Here is a 20,853-nt window from a genome sequence, read left to right on the forward strand (position 1 = left end):
GTGATCCCCGCCTTCAAGCGTGTTCATAAACCTAATTTCTGCTATTACTCATTTCAAATAAAAATCCCCACTAAAAAAAGCATCTGATTTGGCAATACTTAACTGACGATACTTATTTAAAAAATCATAAAATTGCTGATTAATTAGCGGATCATCAAGTGCGCTAGCATCAAATACAGAGGTAATAGTGGTGTACTCTAAAGAGAGGGTAAATTTACGACCTATACAACTAGCGAGTAGCATTTTCGCTGATTGATAAGAAAAACGTAGACTCAAAATTTTCAGCTTTGGAACAAAAATAAGATGATTATTATGATTGAGTATCTCCGTGATCCCCGCAATAGTTATCGTTTGATAGCTATCTAATGATTTTCGTAAACCGACTTCTATTTTTTGCCCTTGGGTACGTAAAAAATCAATAAATTCTCCAAGTGCGGGGGATGTGGCATTGATTGCAGCGCCTAGTAATAACTGAATAAATGCTTGAGCAACGGAAAAATCAAAGGTTTGCTTATGAAGCTTTTTTGTTTCGATTTTATTGTGCCCTAGAAGGGGTAAATGGTTGAGGGTATCTAACCAATGTTCAGGGCGATAATAGGCTTCATTATCCTCTTTTTTTAATGCAGCAAGATGGTTTGCCATAATAGAAATAAGTCCAATTTGAATATTTTTAAGTTGTGACATTCTTTCTATTTCGGAAGGCTCAAAAGGTTTTGGTGATGCGATGATAAATTGTACTAAACCTTCGGCATCTTTTATATTTTGAGAATGTAATGCATTCATCGATAAGGTTTGCGGAAAAGGCGGTGTAACAGGCTCCGCAAAATAGCGATCAGCATTCATAATATTTTTTAGTAAATCAGATTGTTTGTTATTCATAAATATTATCCTTACACAGTTATACCTCTCCCATTAAAGTCTAATTAAGTGAAAATTCAGAGACTAAAATTTATTAACATCATGACAGCCATAACATTGTGTTAACAAATTGTGTGGTCTTTAAGCGAAATTCAACGTTATATGATATGTTTAATAAATAACCTTACCTATTTTGATAGTTTAAACATGCTGTCAGTATAAAAATAAGAAGGAGAAGCTATGTCGTTACGTTTGAAAAAAGAGAGCCATTCCACGCTCTTAGTCGGATCTCAAGAATATGAGTACTACCGTCTTTCAGAAATTGCCCACCAATTAGGCGATATTACCCGTCTTCCTAAGTCCCTGAAGGTGTTACTAGAAAACTTAGTGCGTTATCTCGACAATGAAACTGTTGTTGAAGAGGATATTAAGGCGTTAGTTGAGTGGCAAAAAACAGCACATGCATCACGTGAAATTGCTTATCGACCTGCAAGGGTGCTCATGCAAGATTTTACCGGTGTGCCTGCGGTCGTTGATTTAGCCGCTATGCGTGAAGCAGTGAAATCTTTGGGTGGGAAGGTGGATAAAGTCAATCCACTATCACCTGTTGATTTAGTTATTGACCACTCTGTTATGGTTGATGAATATGCCAGTAAAAATGCATTTGCTGAAAACGTGGAAATTGAAATGGAGCGTAACTATGAACGCTACCTTTTCTTACGTTGGGGGCAGCAATCCTTTGAACGCTTTCGTGTCGTGCCACCAGGTACAGGAATTTGCCATCAGGTAAACCTTGAGTACTTAGGCAAAGCTATTTGGTCTGAAGTGCAAAATGGGCGTCATGTGGCTTATCCTGACACCTTAGTTGGTACAGATTCTCATACCACAATGATTAACGGTCTTGGTGTTCTAGGTTGGGGTGTAGGAGGCATTGAAGCAGAAGCCGCAATGTTAGGTCAACCTATCTCCATGTTAATTCCTGATGTTGTTGGCTTTAAACTAACAGGAAAATTACGCGAAGGGATCACCGCAACTGATCTAGTTTTAACCGTCACACAGATGTTACGCGCTCATGGTGTGGTGGGTAAATTTGTAGAATTCTACGGAGATGGTTTAGCGTCATTACCTTTAGCTGATCGTGCAACAATAGCCAATATGTCACCAGAGTATGGTGCGACCTGTGGATTCTTCCCGATAGATGATATCACTCTTGATTATTTGCGTTTAACAGGACGTGAAGAACAGGAAATAGCACTAGTTGAAGCTTACAGCAAAGAGCAAGGTTTATGGCGACATACAGGTGATGAGCCCATCTTTACGTCAACTTTATCGTTAGATATGGGAACCGTTGAAGCAAGCCTCGCTGGGCCTAAACGTCCTCAAGATAGAGTTAATCTACCGAGTGTACCAAAAGCATTTAAAGCAGCAGTAGAGCTTGAAACTAATAAGAAACCACTGTCACACTTCCCTCAAGTAAAAATTGATGATTATCCTGCGTTTGAATTAACTGATGGTGCTGTCGTTATTGCGGCGATCACATCATGTACCAACACATCAAACCCTAATGTTTTAATGGCAGCCGGATTATTGGCTAAAAATGCGGTAGAAAAAGGATTACAACGTAAACCTTGGGTTAAGTCTTCTTTGGCTCCGGGCTCTAAAGTGGTCACAGATTATCTTAATCTAGCAGGATTAACCCCTTATCTTGATGAATTAGGGTTTAATCTTGTCGGATATGGTTGCACAACATGTATTGGTAACTCTGGGCCTTTATTAGCACCGATTGAAAGTGCAATTAAGGATAATGACTTAACTATTGCGGCTGTATTGTCCGGTAACCGTAACTTTGAAGGGCGAATTCATCCCTTAGTAAAAACCAACTGGTTAGCATCACCGCCTTTAGTGGTTGCTTATGCTTTATCAGGAAATATGAATATCGATCTCACTAAAGAGCCATTAGGTAAAGATAAACAGGGCAATCCCGTCTATTTAAAAGATATTTGGCCTGATAGTAAAGCGATTGCTGATGCTGTTGAGAAAGTTAAAACAGAAATGTTCCATAAAGAGTACTCCGCTGTGTTTGAAGGTGATGCGACATGGAAATCACTGAAAACACAAGATACACCTGTCTATGATTGGCAACCAGATTCTACCTATATTCGACATCCGCCTTTCTTTGAAGGAATGTCAAAAACGCCTGCTCCAATTAAAGATATTCATCAAGCCAGCATTTTGGCTATTTTAGGTGATTCAGTGACAACTGATCATATCTCGCCTGCGGGTAATATTAAGGCGGATAGTCCAGCGGGGCGTTATTTGCGTGAGCACGGTGTTGAGCCGAAAGATTTTAACTCTTATGGCTCAAGACGCGGTAATCATGAAGTTATGATGCGAGGCACATTTGCCAATATTCGTATTCGTAACGAAATGGTGCCGGGAGTAGAAGGTGGTTTTACCAAGCATATTCCAACGGGAGAAACACTGGCTATTTACGATGCCTCAATGCGTTACCAACAAGAAAATACGCCATTGGCGATTATTGCTGGTAGTGAATATGGTTCAGGCTCTAGCCGAGATTGGGCGGCAAAAGGAACACGTTTATTAGGTGTGCGAGTCGTTATTGCAGGCTCTTTTGAGCGTATTCACCGTTCTAATTTGATTGGTATGGGGGTTTTACCTTTAGAGTTTCCTAAAGGAGTAACTCGTCAAACATTAGGCTTAAAAGGTGATGAGAAAATTGAGATCACAGGGCTTAATGCATTAACACCGAACCAAGATGTCGCAGTTAATATTACTTTCGCAGATAATCACACTGAAACTATTATGGCGCGTTGTCGTATTGATACTCAAACTGAATTAGCCTATTTCCAACACGGTGGCATATTGCATTATGTTATTCGTAATATGCTTTAATTAGGTTTAGCTATAATAAATTAAACGCCTCATTATAAAAATAATGGGGCGTTTTTTTCAGTCGTATTTTATTAGGACTGTCTCAGAGATTCTAACTTAGTTAACCACTCATTAAATAAGATGCAATGTTCTCGCATTGTCGCTACCCCAATTTCAAGAGCTGCTAAAATACCAAGTAAGGTTTTTTCATACCCATTAATTAAATTTTCAATTCTTTTACTAGGAGCTGTTTGAGGTGAATTATTGATATGTTCAGGAGAAGTAAATTCTCTCAATATATTGGCAAAACTATCAGTTAATTCATGTCGTTCCATACCTTGAGCCATTTTTTGAGGATGACTAAATAAAAGCGCCTCAAATTCATACATTTGAATATAAGGTATAAACCGTTGCATTGCGTGTTCACCAAGTTTATTTGTTAATTCTTGTGTAAATGCATCTTGGATATGTTTCGCTTTTTCTTCCATGATGGATATCTGTGAGGAAGATGTTTTTCCCGGGAATGACTCAGGCAACCCATAATAATCAAAAAAGGTAGTGCAATAGCAATTTCCATCAGCCAGTAACCTGTTTTTTATATCAGGATAAACGCGTTCAAATTTAAAATTACCCCCCTTGCTTCAACAAGCTCATTTAGCATACGAAAAAAACTGATAAAGTTGCTTTTTCCAACACCATTAGCACCAATCAGTATATTGAGGCTATTAAGTGGGAGGTTATCTAGTTCTCGGATAGATTTAAAACCTTTGATAGTTAATGTATCTATTTTACTCACTGATTTTTCCACCTATCTTATAATTAGGGTGTATGTATTTTCTTTATGGCTTAAAAACAGACTATTGTTAATTCTATTTTTAAATGTGCTTCTGATGGGTCAGTATACTGGGATATAGAAGATTGTTAAATCATCAAATGAGTAGAAGAAAGAGTAGAAGAAAACGTAGCTTAAGTGGATGAAGTAACGTACTTATTATACGTTACTTTTTTATGTCCTAAGGGATCTAATAAGTTATCACCAGCCCTGAATTGCACCACCATTAAAAATGGTTTCGGCGGCTGTTGCAACTTCAGGTGATTGGTAAGCCTTAATAAAATCCCGCACATTATCAGCGTTTTTGTTATCTTCTCTTGTCACAATAATATTGGTATAAGGAGAGTTTTTATCTTCAATAAAAATACTGTCTTTGGTGGGAGATAAATTAATTTGCTGGATGTAAGTTGTACTGATAATAGCGACAGTCACTTTAGGATCGTTTAAAACCCGCGGTAATTGTGCGCCTTCTAGCTCCATAATTTTAAGCTTAAGTGGATTATCAATAATGTCGATAGCTGTAGGCAATAAACCACTGTTTGGTTTTAACGTAATCAGCTTTTCTTTATCTAATAACAGTAATGCTCGACCTAAATTGGTGGGATCGTTAGGAACTGCGATGGTATCGCCTAATTTTAACTCCGAAGGATGCTTAATTTTTGTTGAATAGCCCGCCATAGGAAAAACAAAGGTATTACCAACAGCCACTAAATTGTAACCACGAGATTGATTATCTTGGGCGAGAAAAGGGCGATGTTGAAAAACATTGGCATCAAGTTCTTTATTTGCAGTGGGATCGTTAGGTAATAAAGAACCACTGAAACTTACCAATTCAACCTCTAAGCCATATTTTTCTTTGGCGACTTTTTTGGCAACTTCAGCCACATCTTGTTCAGCACCATTAATCACACCAACCTTGATTGAATAGCTGTTTTTATCGCTATTATCACAGCCAGTTAATAACGTTCCTGCTAATAATAGCGCGCTGAAAATCCTACCAGAAAAATGTAATGGCATAATGCATTCCTATCAAAATTTATTTATTAATAAATAACTTAGAATCAGATGGATAGTCAATGAAATCGCATATGACAAATTTTCACATGATATAATTGAATGATGAAAGAGCGATAAAAAAGAACAAGATATAAACAAAGAAAATAGATAAAGAATGAATTTACAAGGTAATAGAGTAAAAACCATAAATAAAAAATCCGAGCGACACGGGCTCGGATTTGAAAATAATTAATGCTGTGCTGTTACTTATTATTGCGCTTTCTTAAATAAAAGATGGCCCATTTTATCGGCTTTAGTATCAAGATAATGCGCATTGCTTGGGTTACGTCCGACGATCAATGGCACTCGCTCGATAACATTAATGCCTGCGGCTTTCATGATTTCAATTTTCTTCGGATTATTGGTTAATAATCGAACTTCATGAACACCTAATAGGTTATACATATCAGCACAAAGGGTAAAATCACGTTCGTCTGCTTTAAAACCTAACTCGAGGTTCGCTTCAACGGTATCTAATCCTTTATCTTGTAATGCATAAGCGCGTATTTTATTTAGTAATCCAATATTGCGGCCTTCTTGGCGATGATAAAGTAATACGCCACGACCGGCTTTGCTGATTTGTGAAAGCGCAGCTTCAAGTTGGAAACCACAATCACAACGTAGGCTAAATAAAGCATCACCCGTTAAACATTCTGAATGAATACGAGATAATACGGGCTCTGAGCCTGAAATATCGCCATAAACAAGGGCGACATGATCTTTTCCTGTTGCGATTTCTTCAAAACCGACCATTAAAAACTCACCAAAAGGAGTTGGTAGTTTTGCTTCTGCGATACGTCTTAATTTCATTATTTTTGACTCATAATTTCAGGTGAAACTCTCGTTCAAGATTATACACTTTATAACGAGAACAAAGAGAAATAAAACACTGAAATGCTTCCAAGTCTGATAGACAAGGAAATTGGGTAACACACACTTATAAATTCACACCTCTACAAATTATCAGATTTTAAGCCTTATTGCATAATGATTTATTGCTAAACTATCATCGATTATACTAATTACCTTTAAGCATGAACGAAAGACAACATTCGTATTAAAGAAGAGGCAATATATTGAATAAGCAAATAACAAAGTTGATTCTATTGGGCTGTGTGTTGCTCTTAATCATACCGAGTGTTGTGTTGATATTGGGTTGGAAATGGCAACCTACCGACCACCCTTTAGGCGGTATAAGTACATTATGGATAGCAGATAGTGCAGCAAAACCTTGGGGCGCTGTGACGATTATTGTTTTGTTAGCATTGCTCTTTATGGTTTTAAAATTGAAGCGTAACCATTTTATTCAATTAGCAGTGATAATTATTGCTACATTATCTATTGGGCAATTAATTAAGGTCGCGGTTAAAAACACAGTAAAAGAGCCTCGCCCATATGTTGTTTGGGTTAGTAAAAATCTGCACATTAGCTCTGAAGCTTTTTATCAAGTTTCAAGGCCAGAGCGAGAACAATTACTTCAAAATGGGTTAGCCAACTCACCAGTGATCCCTGAATGGCAACTTAAACATTGGAAAGCAGAAACGGGTTATGCTTTCCCATCGGGTCATAGCTTATTCTCTGCCACACTCGCATTATTTGTTTTTGTCCTTTTTATGTTGCGTCGTCATTATTTTTTAGCGTCATTCGGGTTATTATGGGGAATTGATGTCACGGTAGGGCGTATTGTATTAGGAATGCACTGGGCATCTGATGTGATTGTCGGTATTCTTATCAGCACAGTGCTGGTTTGGTGTGCATTTAAGGTGATTGAGCGACGTTTATTGCTCAAATCCTGACGATAGCCCTTATTTTTGAGATACAGAATGTCTTTTTCGATATTTATGTGAAAAAATATACGAAAATCAGATGATTCTAAGAAATGACTTTCTTTGTGCGCAGTGAAAATGCTACCTTTATCTGTCTACTAAAGAAAAGAGAATAAAAAAGGAAATAATGTGAAAAAAGTCCTACTTTTTATTTTGGTTATTCTTGTTCTTGCCATCGTGGTGATAGCTATGACTTTAGGCACAAATAACGATCAGGTAGTCACATTTAATTACCTTATTGCTCAAGGTGAATATCGTATTTCTACCTTGTTAGCAGCTCTGTTTGGTGTGGGCTTTGTACTTGGCTGGATTGTAAGTGGTGTTTTTTATCTACGAGCTCGCTTATCATTAGGTCGAGCAAAACGTAAAATTAAACGTCTTGAAAGCGCCCAAACAAAACAAGAAAACCAAGAAAGTCGCCCAACGGTTGCTTCTGCTACGAAATAAGGACGATAGCTGATGCTAGAATTGCTGTTTCTGTTATTACCTGTCGCTGCGGCTTACGGCTGGTATATGGGGCGTCGTGGCGCTCAACAGGACAAACAGCAGAACGCCGATCGCCTGTCACGTGAGTATGTGGCGGGTGTTAACTTCTTACTTTCTGATCAACAAGATAAAGCGGTTGATCTTTTCCTCGAAATGCTTAAAGAAGATAGCTCTGCTTTTGAAGCCCATCTTACTTTAGGTAATCTTTTCCGCTCTCGTGGCGAAGTCGAACGAGCTATTCGTATCCACCAATCGTTAATGGAGAGTGCTGCACTTTCTTTTGATCAACGCCTACTTGCTGTTCAACAGCTAGGTCGCGACTATGTGGCGGCAGGTGTTTACGATCGTGCTGAAAATATGTTTCAGCAACTTATTGATGAACAAGAATTTCGCCAAAGTGCGCTACAATCTTTGCTTGCTATTTACCAATTAACCAGTGATTGGGGAAAAGCCATAGAAACGGCTGAAAAATTGGTGAAATTAGGTCAGCATGAATTAAAAGAACAAATTTCACATTTTTATTGTGAATTAGCACTTCAAGAAATGAGCAGTGATAATCTCGATAGTGCGCTGAATTTGTTACAAAAAGCAGGGCAAATGGACCCTCTCTGTGCCCGTGTTTCAATTATGTATGGTCGTATCTATATTGCTCGTGATGATAAACAAAAAGCCATTGATGTTTTAATGAAAGTCATTGAGCAAGATAAAGAGATGGTCAGTGAAACCTTACCTATGCTTTTTGAATGTTTCCAATCTCAAGGCGATACTTCTCGTTGGGAAACTTATTTACGTCAATGTGTGGATAGTAATTGTGGTGCGATTGCTGAACTTTACCTTGCTGACATTATTGAAGCTAAAGAAGGTATTGAAGCAGCTCAGTTATACATTAATCGCCAATTAGAGCGTCATCCAACCATGCGCCTGTTCTATCGTTTAATGCGTTACCATTTAGCAGAAGCGGAAGAAGGACGCGCCAAAGAGAGCCTTATCTTATTGCGCTATATGGTTGGTGAGCAAATTCGCACAAAACCAGATTATCGTTGCCATAAATGTGGTTTTACCTCTCATGCATTATATTGGCATTGTCCATCCTGTCGTTCATGGGATACCGTTAAACCTATTCGCGGTTTAGATGGTCAGTGACGATGTCACTTTTTTAATAGTCTCTTTATAAATAAAGGCCCTAAAATGTCATTTCATTGTGATAAAAAATCGCCCGAGCTTACCTGCGCGCCCGTTATTGTGGCACTAGACTATGAAGACCAAAAAAGTGCATTAGATTTTGCACAGCGTATCGATCCCTCATCTTGTCGTTTGAAAATTGGTAAAGAGATGTTTACCCGTTTTGGACCTCAATTTGTCACTCAGTTACAAAAAGAAGGGTTTGATATTTTCTTAGATTTGAAATTCCATGATATTCCCAATACCGTTGCAAGAGCTGTCGCCGCCGCTGCTGATTTAGGTGTATGGATGGTCAATGTACATGCAAGTGGTGGAAGTCGCATGATGCGTGCTGCCAAAGAGAGCCTTACAGCCTTTGGTAAAGATGCACCACTTTTAACGGCTGTGACAGTACTTACCAGTATGGATCAATCTGATTTAATTGAATTGGGAATAACATTGACGCCCGCAGAACAAGCTGAACGTTTAGCGTTACTGACAAAATCTTGTGGTCTTGATGGTGTTGTCTGCTCTGCACATGAAGCAACGCGTTTTAAACAAGTTTGTGGTGATGATTTCCTATTAGTCACTCCGGGTATTCGCCCGGCAGGAAGTGATGTTGGCGATCAGCGTCGCGTAATGACACCAGAGCAAGCCATTGCCGCAGGTGTTGATTATATGGTGATTGGTCGTCCTATCACACGTAGTGATAATCCTCTAGAAACACTGCAACAAATTAATCGTTCTATACAAGGTATGTAATTTAACATGGATAATAACTCTCGTTTGGTTTATTCCACAGATGCGGGTCGCATTAAAGAAGAAGAACAAAAGCCTGTGCGTCCTGCCGGTGATGGTATTGTGCGTATTCAGCGCCAAACTAGTGGACGCAAAGGCAAAGGTGTTTGCGTTGTTTCAGGTATCGATCTGGATGATGCAGAGTTAGCCAAACTGGCGGCTGAATTGAAGAAAAAATGTGGTTGTGGTGGTAGTGTAAAAGACGGCTTAATTGAGATCCAAGGTGATAAACGTGATTTAATTAAATCGCTGTTAGAAGCCAAAGGAATGAAAGTTAAACTCGCTGGTGGCTGATTTATTTAGCTAGATAGCAACAAAATTAATCATAGTGCGCTGATTTTCCATTGAGATTAGCGCATTTTTTATTGTCACATTTTTTTATTTTCACATAAGAGATGTCTTTTTAAAGGTATTTTATGAAAGCGTATTGGATGGTTGTTGCACTGTTATATTCTTCTGCGCTTTTTGCAGAAACTAAGGCAGAAAATAAGACTGAGAACATGGTTGTTCATGATAAATACTGCTCTTCGCCAGAGCAAACAATGGATGAGGTCTTTGAAAGTGGGGCACTAACCTATTGTGTTTATTCAGGTCTTTCAATTGCAGATGCTTATAAAAAATATGTCAGTGAACATGATGAAGATTATCTTGTAAAAACCATTAAGGTGAACAATAACATCCAAAAAGAGTATACGAAAGATGATGTTTCTGTTGATTATAAATGGGAAAGTCCAAAGAAATTGATGATAGAACAACAGTTTTCAGGTGGCTTTACGGAATTTCTATTAGAAGAAGATAAGAAAGGCACTAAAATCACAATTACGGGACATCCTGATTAATTGTTAGTAAAACAGCGAAGTTTATAAGTAAGAATATAGGTGACAATGTCACCTATTTTTTTGTATTTCATACTATTCTTTCTCATCTATTTTTAGATATTTCACTGGCACTGAAAGTGTTAGCCAAACACCATTATCAGCCTGATAAAACTCAAAACCTTCACTAAACATTTTTTCACTATCCACCGTTAAAACAATGGCTTTTCCATGACGATCACCAACATTCACGGCTGTTTTATAATCTTGTGAAAGATGCACATATTGGCGACCATTAGGAATTAAACCTTGCTTAAAAATACTGTCGATAAAGCGAGTTGCTGTACCGTGAAAAAGTATTTTAGGGGGAGTAATTGCTTGGTAATCAATTGTGGTTTTAAGCGAGTGTCCTTGAACTGCGCGAATAAAAAGGCCGTCTTCTGAGATAGCAAAACGCTTTTTATCATTGGTTTCTACAACGTCTTTAATTAATTCAAGAGTTAGCACTGTTCCATTTTTCTGTGCTAATGGGATCAATTTTGATATTTCACCCCATCCTTGGTCATCTAACGTTAAACCGATGCTTTCGGGAGCATGGCGTAAGATATAACTTAAAAAACGACTAACTTGTACTTTGTCTTTCATTGATTTAATCCATTTATTATTTATTGAGTTTATGACGCAAGAGAAAATATCAAGAGGCCATAAAAACATTTCCTTTCTTTTTAATGCTCTTTTTTATCGCTAGTTTAAAAATTAGAGATATAAAAAAAGCTGATAGCTCAAAATGAACTATCAGCCTTATTGTATACCGATTTAAGTCCTATTAGATAGGACGAGCGACGATATTACGAGTTTCCAGTTTTACATCTTCAATACGAACAGGAATAACATCATTGAGTTTATACGCGGTTTCGCCTTTCACAATAACAGTGCCTGTCTCTTGGCTACATTGGATTTCGTCACGTACAGCATGTAAGAATGGTGCAGGAATAAAGGCAACAGCACCATTTTCAACTAGACGAACACGAACACCACCACGGGTAATATCGATAATTTCTGCATTAAATGGTGTTTCAGTACCAGCAAAAGGTTTTAAGAAACGTGCATATAACCAATCACCCACGTCACGTTCAGCCATACGGTTAGCACGGCGACGCTCAGCAATACGAATGCCATCTTCTTCTTGCGGTTTTTCAGCGCTTTCTTTGCTAATAATCGCTTTTAGCAAACGGTGATTTAAAATATCACTGTATTTACGAATTGGTGAAGTCCATGTCGCGTAAGCTTCTAACCCTAAGCCAAAGTGAGGACCTGGTTCTGCTTTGATTTCAGCAAAGTTCTGGAAGCGACGAATACGGCTATCAAGGAATTGATTTGGCTGGTTATCAAGTTCGCGACGTAATTGGCAGAAACCTTCAAGGGTTAACAAACTTTCAGATGTCGTTTCAATACCGTTATCTTTTAAGGTTTGTACAACTTGATCGATATAAAGTGGATCAAAGCCTGTATGAACGTTGTAAACGCCAAAACCTAAGTTTTTCGCCAGCACTTTTGCCGCACAGATATTGGCGGTGATCATCGCTTCTTCAACAATGCGGTTTGCGATACGGCGTTTTTCTGCCACGATATCTAAAACATTACCGCCTTCATCAAGAATAAAACGGTAATCAGGGCGTTCTTTAAAGACCAGAGCATGTTTTTCACGCCATTCATGACGTTTTTCACTCATCTCTTTTAATAACATTACTTGCTCATGAACCATTTCATTTTCAGGTTGCCATTGTGAGTTTTCACCTTCTAACCAATCTGAAATGTTGTCATAAACCAGCTTAGCTTTTGATTCTACCCATGCAGAGTAGAAGTGAATATCTTCAAGCAGAGCACCATCTTCAGTGATGCTGACTTGGCAAACTAATGCAGGGCGTTTTTCATTAGGACGTAATGAACAGATGTTATCTGACAGTTCACGAGGCAACATTGGGATATTGAAGCCCGGTAGATAATTAGTCAGCGCGCGTTGTGCCGCAATTTTATCTAGTTCACTATTTGGCAGAATATAAGCCGTTGGATCGGCGATTGCGATAAACAGCGTCAATTGACCGTTCTCTTCTTTACGAATAAAGAGCGCGTCATCCATATCTTCTGTTGATGCACTATCAATAGTGACAAAGGAGAGAGAAGTCAGATCTTCACGAGGCAAAGTATCATGTAATGTCAGCGCTTCGTTACCCATTTCAGGCGCATCACGCTCAAGCTGATGACGCATTAAGGTCACCCACCAAGGCGCAAAGTGATCATCTTTATCAGTAATATAATCGGTTATTTCTGCCTGAAAACCTTTATCACCTTTATTAAGTGGGTGACGACGCATTACAGCAACAGCCCAATCTTGATCAACAAAGCTATGTGTTAAGCCTTGAGCAGGACGGCAAGGAATAGCGTCTTTTAAAAGAGGATGGTCTGGAATTATCCACAGACGGTTATCACCTTCTTTTTTCTGAATACGCCCGACAAAACGCGTTAAGAAAGGTTCGACTAATTCTTCGGGTTCAACCGACTCTTTATCGCCGTTTGTATGAACGGCAGCAATAACTCGGTCGCCGTGCATCACTTTTTTCATTTGCGGAGGGGGAATAAAATAGCTTTTCTGACCATCAACTTCAAGGAAGCCAAAGCCTTTATCTGTTCCCTTTACAAGGCCTTCCACGCGCGGTGTCTGGGCATGGAGTTGCTGTTTTAGCTGAGCAAGCAGCGGATTGTCTTGAAACATATTTTTCCGGAAAGTCGGCAGTTTTAATAATAAAAAGTGGGCAATAGTTTTATTCGATTGTGTGTAGTGACGCAAGCAATATTGCATCATAAAAACAGACAAATCGGCAAAAAATTATTCAGGATCTGTTTTTTCTTTAAATTCACAAAGATCTTCAATAATACAAGAGCCACACCGTGGTTTTCGTGCAATACAGGTATAACGACCATGAAGAATAAGCCAATGGTGACAATCAACTTTAAATTCTGCCGGAACAACCTTTAACAGTTTTTGTTCGACTTCATTGACATTTTTACCTGGGGCGAAACCTGTGCGATTACTCACTCTAAAGATATGCGTATCGACAGCGATTGTTGGCCAGCCAAATGCGGTGTTTAAAACGACATTTGCTGTTTTGCGACCGACGCCAGGTAAGGCTTCTAGGGCTTCTCTGTTTTCAGGAACTTCGCTGTTATATTTATCGACTAAGATTTGACACGTCTTAATCACATTTTCAGCTTTAGTATTATATAGACCAATGGTTTTAATGTATTTCTTAAGACCATCGACACCTAAAGTTAGTATCGCCTGTGGCGTATTGGCAACAGGGTAAAGCTTAGCTGTTGCCTTATTAACACTCACATCAGTGGCTTGTGCAGAGAGTAATACGGAGATCAATAGTTCAAACGGAGAGTCAAATTTTAGCTCTGTCGTTGGTTGCGGATTGTCATCACGCAACCGAGTTAGAATTTCAATACGTTTTGCTTGATTCATTATGCTCACAAATTAATTTTTAACGATATGACTACCACAGCCTTGTTCTTTTTCGTAAGTTTTAGTTGTCGAAGCGCTGCGCTTTTTCTGTCTTTCATCAATTAGGTATTTTGCTGCTAACATAAAGCCTAAGCCGATAAAAGCACCCGGTGGCAAAATAGCAAGTAAGAAGGGTGAGTCTAAATGTACTATCTCAACTCTTAATACTTGTGCCCATTCACCTAATAGTAAATCAGCCCCGTCAAATAATGTACCGTTACCTAATACTTCACGTATAGCACCTAAAACAAAGAGCGCCGCAGTTGCACCTAATCCCATCGCTAGACCATCAATAGCAGAAGGAAAAACTTCATTCTTAGCCGCAAAAGCTTCAGCACGACCAATAACAATACAGTTAGTGACGATCAATGGAATGAAGATCCCTAAAGATTGATATAAGCCATAGGCGTATGCGTTGATCAGTAATTGCACAGCACTGACGACTGACGCAATTATCATAACATAAATTGGGATACGAATTTCAGAGGGAACCCAACGACGTAAGCTAGAAACGGCAACATTTGTGCAAAATAGGACTAATGTTGTCGCAATACCGAGACCCAAGGCATTTGTTGCGGTTGAGGAAACCGCCAGTAAAGGGCACAACCCAAGTAATTGCACTAAAGCCGAGTTGTTTTTCCATAACCCTTGAGAAAAGAGCTCTTTAATTGAGTTCATATTAATTTGCCTCACAGACAGAGAGTGTATCCAGTTTCTCTGGTAAAGATTGTATTAACCATGCAGTACGCTTTGATGAGTTGACGACAGCACGAGGGGTGATCGTCGCACCCGTAAATTGATCAAAATCTCCGCCATCTTTTTTTACTGCCCAGTGTGGATCGTTTTCACTGGAAATGAATCTATTACTCAGTGTCGTGATCCAATCCGAAATACGTGTTTCAATTTTATCACCCAGCCCCGGTGTTTCATTATGAGCAGTAACACGCACACCAAGGACATTTCCTTTAAAGTCGGCACCGACAAGAAGTTCAATGGCACCTGAATATCCATCGGGTGCTGTAGATTCTAATGCAGCAGCGATGGGTTTACCGTCTAAACGGGCAACATAAAGTTTATGGGGCTTGGTATTACCTAACTCTGGTGCGGTAAGAAGATAGCAATCTTTAGAAAGCGAATTGTTATACATTGCTTTAGGGATCACTTGATCCAATAATTTTTGTTTCTCTAAGGCAACTTGCTCTGCAATAGTATCTGCTGTGAGGTGATAGACCACGGCGGTTAAGCCCGTAGTACAGGCAGCAAAGATAGCTAATGTGAGTCCATGGCGTTTTAAGATTTCGATCATCATTTTCTCCTTTGCATTAATGCCCGTAAACACGAGGGCGTGTATAGCTATCAATAAGAGGTACAGCGATATTGGCAAGTAATACAGAGAAAGCAACGGCATCTGGATATCCGCCATAAACACGGATAACCCAAACTAATAAACCAATCATCCCTGCATAAATTAAACGACCTTTAGGCGTTGTTGAGGCGCTAACTGGATCAGTGGCAATAAAAAATGCCCCTAACATGGTTGCTCCAGAGAAAATTTGTAATAGCGGTTGTGAGTAACGTGTAGGATCAATGCCCCAGCTAATAACCGAGCATAGTGCTAATACAGAAATCATCGCAACAGGAATATGCCAACTAATAATGCGTTTATAAAGCAGAATTAATCCACCCACTAAATAAGCTACATTCACCCATTGCCAGCCAATACCTGCAAATTCACCTTGTAAAATAGGTGTCGCTAACACTTCATCAATAGAGTGAGTTAATAAGCCCGTTTTAAAGCTATCAAGAGGTGTTGCTTGTGTAATGCCATCAACAGAGCGTCTTAAATCTTCAAGTGTTAAGCCAGATGATGTATGTCCCGTAAAGAAGATACTTAAACTATCCATTACATTGTAAGAGACAGCTTGTAATTCAACTGGAGGCATCCATGAAGTCATCTGTACTGGGAAAGAGATCAGTAAAACCACATATCCCACCATTGCAGGGTTAAATGGATTTTGTCCTAAACCGCCATAAATATGTTTTGCGATAACAATGGCAACAAAAGTACCTAACACAATGATCCACCATGGCGCTAAAGGCGGAATACTAATGGCAAGCAATACGCCAGTCAGCAGTGCGGAATTGTCTTTCAGATACAGTAAAGGATCTTCTTTTTTGAGTTTTACGCAGAGTGTTTCAGTGACAAGCGCTACGATAATCGCTAACACAATTTGGTAAATAGTTCCTAGGCCAAAAAAATAGATCTGGCTTAAAATCCCCGGCAGTGCTGCTAATGTTACCCATAGCATAACTTGGCTGGTGGACTGTTGATTATGCGTAAAAGGTGAACTCGCAATTTTTAATTTACTATTGTTATTTTGTATTGGTCTGAATTTCATCTGTGATTAATCCAAGGTAACTTCTTCTTTAGCTCGACGTTGTTCGGCTTCTTTTTTCGCTTTTACTCTGGCAATGGCAGCAGCAACAGCAGCTTTGCGTGGATCGACTTCTTCCGCTTCAGCGTTTTGAGCAGGCGCTTCATCAGTCGTTGTTTCTGCTTGAGCTTGTTGGGCTTCTTTCTTTGCTTTTACTCTAGCAATAGCAGCGGCAACGGCAGCTTTGCGCGGATCGACTTCTTCCGCTTCAGCGTTTTGAGCAGGCGCTTCATCAGTCGTTGTTTCTGCTTGAGCTTGTTGGGCTTCTTTCTTTGCTTTTACTCTAGCAATAGCAGCGGCAACGGCAGCTTTGCGCGGATCGACTTCTTCTGCTTCAGCATTTTGCGTAGGCACTTCATCAATTGTTGTTTCTGCTTGAGCTTGCTGAGCCTCTTTCTTTGCTTTTACTCTAGCAATGGCGGCGGCAACGGCAGCTTTGCGCGGATCGACTTCTTCCGCTTCAGCGTTTTGAGCAGGCGCTTCATCAGTTGTTGTTTCTGCTTGAGCTTGTTGAGCTTCTTTCTTTGCTTTTACTCTGGCAATAGCAGCGGCAACAGCAGCTTTGCGCGGATCGACTTCTTCCGCTTCAGCGTTTTGAGCAGGCGCTTCATCAGTTGTTGTTTCTGCTGGAGCTTGTTGAGCGTCTTTCTTTGCTTTTACTCTAGCAATAGCAGCGGCAACGGCAGCTTTACGCGGATCGACTTCTTCCGCTTCAACGTTTTGAGTCGGCACTTCATCAATTGTTGTTTCCGCAGGAGCTTGTTGAGCTTCTTTCTTTGCTTTTGCTCTAGCAATGGCGGCAGCGACAGCAGCTTTACGTGGATCGACTTCTTCTGCTTCAATGTTTTGAGTAGGTGCTTCTACAGTTGATGATGCTTCAGAAGCTTGCTGTGCTTTTTTAGCTTTAACACGTGCTAATGCGGCAGCAACGGCAGCTTTGCGTGGATCGACTTCTTCTGCTTCAATGTTTTGAGTAGGTGCTTCTACAGTTGATGATGCTTCAGAAGCTTGCTGTGTTTTCTTGGCTTTAACACGTGCTAATGCAGCGGCAACGGCAGCTTTGCGAGGATCGACTTCTTCTGCTTCAATGTTTTGAGTAGGTGCTTCTACAGTTGATGATGCTTCAGAAGCTTGTTGTGCTTTTTTGGCTTTAACGCGAGCTAATGCAGCGGCAACAGCAGCTTTGCGCGGATCAGCATCTTCGCTCTCACTCGCTATATTCGCACTTGAAGTTTCTAGAGCTTTTTGCTGTGCTAATTTAGCCGCTTGTTTTGCTCTGACTTCCTCTTTACGTTTTTTACGTGCGGCAATCGCAGCTGCGTTATCTGGCTCTTCACCCGCTTTAACAGAAATAATTTTGCCAATACTTTGTTTCGCTTTTACGCGAGAAAGTGCAGATTGAACTTCACCGTGCTCTTCATCATCAAGTTTAACTGCGGCACGTTGATGTCTAGCTTCACGCTCAAGTTTTTCGCGTTCCATACGTATTTTTTTCGCTTCAAAACGTGCTTTTGCCTCAGCCGCACGTTTTGCTTCCGCATCAATTTCACGTATTTCTGCTTTTTCTTGGCGATAGTATTGAACTAGCGGAATATTACTAGGGCAGACAAATGCACATGCACCGCATTCAATACAATCAAATAAATTATGCTGTTGTGCTTTCTCATGCTCTTTACCTTTACTAAACCAGTAAAGTTGTTGCGGTAATAAACCACTAGGGCAAGCATCAACACAATGACCACAACGGATACAGGCTTCTTCAAGATTATCTGTATCCATCTCTTCGACTGAAGGGATAAGTAGGCAGTTGGTTATCTTAACAACAGGGGCATTTAAGTCTGGTAAGGTAAAGCCCATTAATGGTCCACCCATAATCACCATTTGTTCAGAGCCTGCAACAAAACCAGCTTGTTTTAGCAATGAGTAAATGGGGGTACCTAAACGAGCCCAAAAATTACCCGGTGTTTTAGCGCCATTACCTGTAACCGTGACAACACGTTCAATTAATGGCTCATCATCAATAATGGCACGTTTGATGGCAACAACCGTACCTACGTTTTGCATCAAAACGCCAATATCAGATGAACGTCCTCCTGATGGAACTTCTTTACCAGTTAAGATTTTGGTTAGTTGTTTAGCACCACCTGATGGGTATTTAGTTGGGATAACACGAATAAAAATACGTTTCTCATCAGGTACAGCATTTAAGGCATTTTTTAATGACTCAATGGCTTCAGGCTTATTATCCTCAATACCAATTAACACTTCATCTGGAGACAGAAGGTGAATTAAGACCTGACACCCAGCAATCACTTCATCAGCATGTTCTTGCATTAAGCGATCGTCTGCTGTGATATAAGGTTCACACTCTGCTGCATTGATGATGAGTGTTTTAACGAGGTCGCCACCACCTTTTAATTTTGATGCAGTTGGGAATCCCGCGCCCCCTAATCCTGCAATACCTGCTTCATGGATACGGTTAAGTAATGTATCTCTACTTTCTGATTGGTAATCGATGATAGGGGATTTCTCTCGCCATTCATCTTTACCATCAGATTGAATTCTTACCGCAATTTCAGGTAATCCAGAAGGATGAGCACTTGGAAATGGTTCTATTGCCGTAACTGTACCAGAGATAGAAGCATGTACAGGTAATGTTCTGCCAACCCCTTTTGTTAATGGTTGACCTTTTAATACATGCTCACCTACGCTGACACAAAGTTGACCCGGTACACCTAAGTGCTGATGAATAGGAATAATCACTTCATCAGGCAATTGCGCGATACGCATTGGTGTACGACTTGACTGTAATTTCATTTCAGGAGGATGAATACCGCCTTTAAAATCCCAGATTTTATCTTTTTTAAATAACGAAAAGAGATTAAACATGAGCGTTATCCTCCGTCTTTAATGACGGTTCATCTTCAGGTGTTTCTTCTGGCTCTGCTGGAATGTTTTTTACAGGGATTGTATTTAAATCCCATTTCCAGTTTGAGGTTGTGACTTTGACAGGAACCAAGGTGATACAATCAGTAGGGCAAGGAGGCACACATAAGTCACATCCAGTACATAAGTCTTCAATAACGGTATGCATAGCACGTGTGGCACCCACAATGGCATCAACAGGGCACGCTTGAATACACTTAGTACATCCTATGCAATTATCTTCATCAATTAAGGCGACTTTTCTAATTGGATTTAATGCTTCTTCGTCACCATCAAGCGGTTGAGGATCAACGCCCATCAATTCAGCTATTTTTAACATCACTTGTTCGCCACCCGGCGCACAACGGTTAATCATCTCACCATTGTTTGCGACTGCATCCGCATAAGGACGACACCCAGGATGACCACATTGTCCGCATTGGCTTTGAGGTAATATTGCGTCAATTTTTTCGACAATAGGATCTTCTTCCACTTTAAAACGGCGTGCGGAATATCCCAGAATTAGCCCAAAGATAAGACCTAGCGCACCAAGTACGCCAATTGCTATCCATAAAGAATTCATTACAGTTTCACCAAACCACTAAAACCCATAAAGGCGAGAGACATTAAACCTGCGGTAATTAAACCAATTGAAGCACCTTTAAATGGTGCGGGTACATTGGCGACGGCTAAGCGTTCTCTAATAGCGGCAAATAATACCATTACAAGAGAGAAACCAACGGCTGCACCAAAACCATAAACGGCAGATTGCATAAATGTGTGGGCTTGATTGATATTTAATAATGCCACACCTAATACAGCGCAGTTTGTGGTAATTAAAGGTAAGAAGATCCCTAATAAACGATAGAGTGTCGGGCTTGTTTTTCTTACGACCATTTCAGTGAATTGTACAACTACTGCAATAACTAAAATAAAGCTCAGTGTGCGTAAATAAAGTAAGTCCAAAGGAACTAAAATAAAATTATCCATCAGCCAAGAACTAATCGAGGCGAGAGTCATAACAAAGGTTGTCGCAAATCCCATACCAATCGCGGTTTCTAATTTTTTTGATACACCCATAAATGGGCATAAACCAAGGAATTTGACGAGTACAAAGTTATTCACCAATACGGTGCCGACGAATAGAAGCAAGTAATCAGTCATTGTTATGCCAAAATTGTTAAACAGAGAAACAAAAAGCCTC

General features: G+C 39.8%; 21 protein-coding genes. 7 read left to right on the top strand and 14 right to left on the bottom strand.

The features are described 5' to 3' along the window. Positions 1 to 48: 48 nt before the first annotated feature. The gene (locus tag EHE21_RS08565) at positions 49 to 879 is read right to left on the bottom strand and encodes a hypothetical protein (RefSeq protein ID WP_088495694.1); all 831 of its coding nucleotides are present in this window, start codon (positions 877 to 879) and stop codon (positions 49 to 51) included. A 219-nt stretch (positions 880 to 1,098) separates the two neighbouring features. On the opposite strand from EHE21_RS08565, the gene acnA reads away from it, so the two are divergent. Beyond that, positions 1,099 to 3,771, top strand: coding sequence for an aconitate hydratase AcnA (acnA, locus tag EHE21_RS08570; RefSeq protein ID WP_194952408.1), 2,673 nt, complete (start codon positions 1,099 to 1,101; stop codon positions 3,769 to 3,771). Positions 3,772 to 3,842: 71 nt separating this feature from the next. On the opposite strand, the gene EHE21_RS08575 is transcribed toward acnA, so the two are convergent. The 4 genes from EHE21_RS08575 to ribA form a co-directional block, all read right to left on the bottom strand. Further along, positions 3,843 to 4,349 (bottom strand): DUF4276 family protein, encoded by a 507-nt coding sequence (locus EHE21_RS08575; RefSeq protein WP_194952604.1) that lies wholly within the window; start codon positions 4,347 to 4,349, stop codon positions 3,843 to 3,845. Next, the gene (locus EHE21_RS08580) at positions 4,346 to 4,546 is read right to left on the bottom strand and encodes an AAA family ATPase (protein WP_228766753.1); all 201 of its coding nucleotides are present in this window, start codon (positions 4,544 to 4,546) and stop codon (positions 4,346 to 4,348) included. The genes EHE21_RS08575 and EHE21_RS08580 overlap by 4 nt, the downstream gene beginning before the upstream one ends. 237 nt (positions 4,547 to 4,783) lie before the next feature. Beyond that, positions 4,784 to 5,599 carry a MetQ/NlpA family lipoprotein gene (locus EHE21_RS08585; protein WP_088495689.1) on the bottom strand — a complete coding sequence of 272 codons (816 nt, stop codon included), beginning with the start codon at positions 5,597 to 5,599 and terminating at the stop codon, positions 4,784 to 4,786. Between the two features lie 249 nt (positions 5,600 to 5,848). Next, positions 5,849 to 6,448: a GTP cyclohydrolase II gene (gene ribA, locus EHE21_RS08590; RefSeq protein WP_075672080.1), complete on the bottom strand. Its 600-nt coding sequence runs from the start codon at positions 6,446 to 6,448 to the stop codon at positions 5,849 to 5,851. A gap of 305 nt (positions 6,449 to 6,753) precedes the next feature. Between ribA and pgpB the strand changes: the two genes are divergently transcribed. The 6 genes from pgpB (at position 6,754) to EHE21_RS08620 (ending at position 10,748) form a co-directional block, all read left to right on the top strand. After that, positions 6,754 to 7,434 carry a phosphatidylglycerophosphatase B gene (gene pgpB, locus EHE21_RS08595; protein ID WP_228766754.1) on the top strand — a complete coding sequence of 227 codons (681 nt, stop codon included), beginning with the start codon at positions 6,754 to 6,756 and terminating at the stop codon, positions 7,432 to 7,434. Positions 7,435 to 7,593: 159 nt separating this feature from the next. After that, positions 7,594 to 7,911 (top strand): LapA family protein, encoded by a 318-nt coding sequence (locus EHE21_RS08600; protein WP_088495686.1) that lies wholly within the window; start codon positions 7,594 to 7,596, stop codon positions 7,909 to 7,911. A 12-nt stretch (positions 7,912 to 7,923) separates the two neighbouring features. Continuing rightward, on the top strand, positions 7,924 to 9,093 hold the full coding sequence (gene lapB, locus EHE21_RS08605; protein ID WP_098942984.1) for a lipopolysaccharide assembly protein LapB: 1,170 nt from the start codon (positions 7,924 to 7,926) through the stop codon (positions 9,091 to 9,093). A gap of 45 nt (positions 9,094 to 9,138) precedes the next feature. Then, positions 9,139 to 9,873: an orotidine-5'-phosphate decarboxylase gene (gene pyrF / locus EHE21_RS08610; RefSeq protein ID WP_165124027.1), complete on the top strand. Its 735-nt coding sequence runs from the start codon at positions 9,139 to 9,141 to the stop codon at positions 9,871 to 9,873. Between the two features lie 6 nt (positions 9,874 to 9,879). Continuing rightward, entirely contained in the window at positions 9,880 to 10,203 is a 324-nt protein-coding gene (yciH, locus tag EHE21_RS08615) for a stress response translation initiation inhibitor YciH (protein ID WP_088495683.1), read from the top strand. A gap of 122 nt (positions 10,204 to 10,325) precedes the next feature. Further along, on the top strand, positions 10,326 to 10,748 hold the full coding sequence (locus EHE21_RS08620; protein WP_194952410.1) for a hypothetical protein: 423 nt from the start codon (positions 10,326 to 10,328) through the stop codon (positions 10,746 to 10,748). A 72-nt stretch (positions 10,749 to 10,820) separates the two neighbouring features. Here the strand turns inward: EHE21_RS08620 and EHE21_RS08625 are convergent, their stop codons facing one another. From EHE21_RS08625 to rsxA, 9 genes are all read right to left on the bottom strand, one after another. Then, entirely contained in the window at positions 10,821 to 11,369 is a 549-nt protein-coding gene (locus tag EHE21_RS08625) for an RNA 2'-phosphotransferase (RefSeq protein ID WP_194952411.1), read from the bottom strand. 181 nt (positions 11,370 to 11,550) lie between these two features. Beyond that, entirely contained in the window at positions 11,551 to 13,497 is a 1,947-nt protein-coding gene (locus tag EHE21_RS08630; protein ID WP_194952412.1) for an exoribonuclease II, read from the bottom strand. A gap of 114 nt (positions 13,498 to 13,611) precedes the next feature. Continuing rightward, entirely contained in the window at positions 13,612 to 14,250 is a 639-nt protein-coding gene (gene nth / locus EHE21_RS08635; protein ID WP_161710889.1) for an endonuclease III, read from the bottom strand. A gap of 12 nt (positions 14,251 to 14,262) precedes the next feature. Beyond that, on the bottom strand, positions 14,263 to 14,967 hold the full coding sequence (locus EHE21_RS08640; protein ID WP_023582263.1) for an electron transport complex subunit E: 705 nt from the start codon (positions 14,965 to 14,967) through the stop codon (positions 14,263 to 14,265). Between the two features lies 1 nt (position 14,968). After that, positions 14,969 to 15,595, bottom strand: a complete 627-nt coding sequence (gene rsxG, locus EHE21_RS08645) for an electron transport complex subunit RsxG (RefSeq protein ID WP_164530476.1) — start codon at positions 15,593 to 15,595, stop codon at positions 14,969 to 14,971. Between the two features lie 16 nt (positions 15,596 to 15,611). Then, the gene (rsxD, locus tag EHE21_RS08650; protein ID WP_165124009.1) at positions 15,612 to 16,688 is read right to left on the bottom strand and encodes an electron transport complex subunit RsxD; all 1,077 of its coding nucleotides are present in this window, start codon (positions 16,686 to 16,688) and stop codon (positions 15,612 to 15,614) included. 6 nt (positions 16,689 to 16,694) lie between these two features. Next, entirely contained in the window at positions 16,695 to 19,613 is a 2,919-nt protein-coding gene (gene rsxC / locus EHE21_RS08655) for an electron transport complex subunit RsxC (protein WP_194952413.1), read from the bottom strand. Next, positions 19,606 to 20,232, bottom strand: coding sequence for an electron transport complex subunit RsxB (gene rsxB, locus EHE21_RS08660; RefSeq protein ID WP_006536931.1), 627 nt, complete (start codon positions 20,230 to 20,232; stop codon positions 19,606 to 19,608). The genes rsxC and rsxB overlap by 8 nt, the downstream gene beginning before the upstream one ends. Further along, positions 20,232 to 20,813, bottom strand: a complete 582-nt coding sequence (rsxA, locus tag EHE21_RS08665) for an electron transport complex subunit RsxA (protein WP_006536930.1) — start codon at positions 20,811 to 20,813, stop codon at positions 20,232 to 20,234. The genes rsxB and rsxA overlap by 1 nt, the downstream gene beginning before the upstream one ends. Positions 20,814 to 20,853: the final 40 nt, after the last annotated feature.

The organism is Proteus sp. GOKU, from assembly GCF_015475555.1.
GTDB classification, from domain to species: domain Bacteria; phylum Pseudomonadota; class Gammaproteobacteria; order Enterobacterales; family Enterobacteriaceae; genus Proteus; species Proteus mirabilis_B.

Coding starts and splice junctions, on each gene's coding strand:
- rsxA (WP_006536930.1), bottom strand. CDS start 20,813: ATGACTGATTACTTGCTTCTATTCGTCGGCACCGTATTGGTGAATAAC.
- rsxG (WP_164530476.1), bottom strand. CDS start 15,595: ATGATCGAAATCTTAAAACGCCATGGACTCACATTAGCTATCTTTGCT.
- EHE21_RS08625 (WP_194952411.1), bottom strand. CDS start 11,369: ATGAAAGACAAAGTACAAGTTAGTCGTTTTTTAAGTTATATCTTACGC.
- ribA (WP_075672080.1), bottom strand. CDS start 6,448: ATGAAATTAAGACGTATCGCAGAAGCAAAACTACCAACTCCTTTTGGT.
- yciH (WP_088495683.1), top strand. CDS start 9,880: ATGGATAATAACTCTCGTTTGGTTTATTCCACAGATGCGGGTCGCATT.
- EHE21_RS08640 (WP_023582263.1), bottom strand. CDS start 14,967: ATGAACTCAATTAAAGAGCTCTTTTCTCAAGGGTTATGGAAAAACAAC.
- EHE21_RS08585 (WP_088495689.1), bottom strand. CDS start 5,599: ATGCCATTACATTTTTCTGGTAGGATTTTCAGCGCGCTATTATTAGCA.
- pyrF (WP_165124027.1), top strand. CDS start 9,139: ATGTCATTTCATTGTGATAAAAAATCGCCCGAGCTTACCTGCGCGCCC.
- EHE21_RS08630 (WP_194952412.1), bottom strand. CDS start 13,497: ATGTTTCAAGACAATCCGCTGCTTGCTCAGCTAAAACAGCAACTCCAT.
- EHE21_RS08620 (WP_194952410.1), top strand. CDS start 10,326: ATGAAAGCGTATTGGATGGTTGTTGCACTGTTATATTCTTCTGCGCTT.
- EHE21_RS08565 (WP_088495694.1), bottom strand. CDS start 879: ATGAATAACAAACAATCTGATTTACTAAAAAATATTATGAATGCTGAT.
- acnA (WP_194952408.1), top strand. CDS start 1,099: ATGTCGTTACGTTTGAAAAAAGAGAGCCATTCCACGCTCTTAGTCGGA.
- nth (WP_161710889.1), bottom strand. CDS start 14,250: ATGAATCAAGCAAAACGTATTGAAATTCTAACTCGGTTGCGTGATGAC.
- rsxB (WP_006536931.1), bottom strand. CDS start 20,232: ATGAATTCTTTATGGATAGCAATTGGCGTACTTGGTGCGCTAGGTCTT.
- rsxC (WP_194952413.1), bottom strand. CDS start 19,613: ATGTTTAATCTCTTTTCGTTATTTAAAAAAGATAAAATCTGGGATTTT.
- lapB (WP_098942984.1), top strand. CDS start 7,924: ATGCTAGAATTGCTGTTTCTGTTATTACCTGTCGCTGCGGCTTACGGC.
- rsxD (WP_165124009.1), bottom strand. CDS start 16,688: ATGAAATTCAGACCAATACAAAATAACAATAGTAAATTAAAAATTGCG.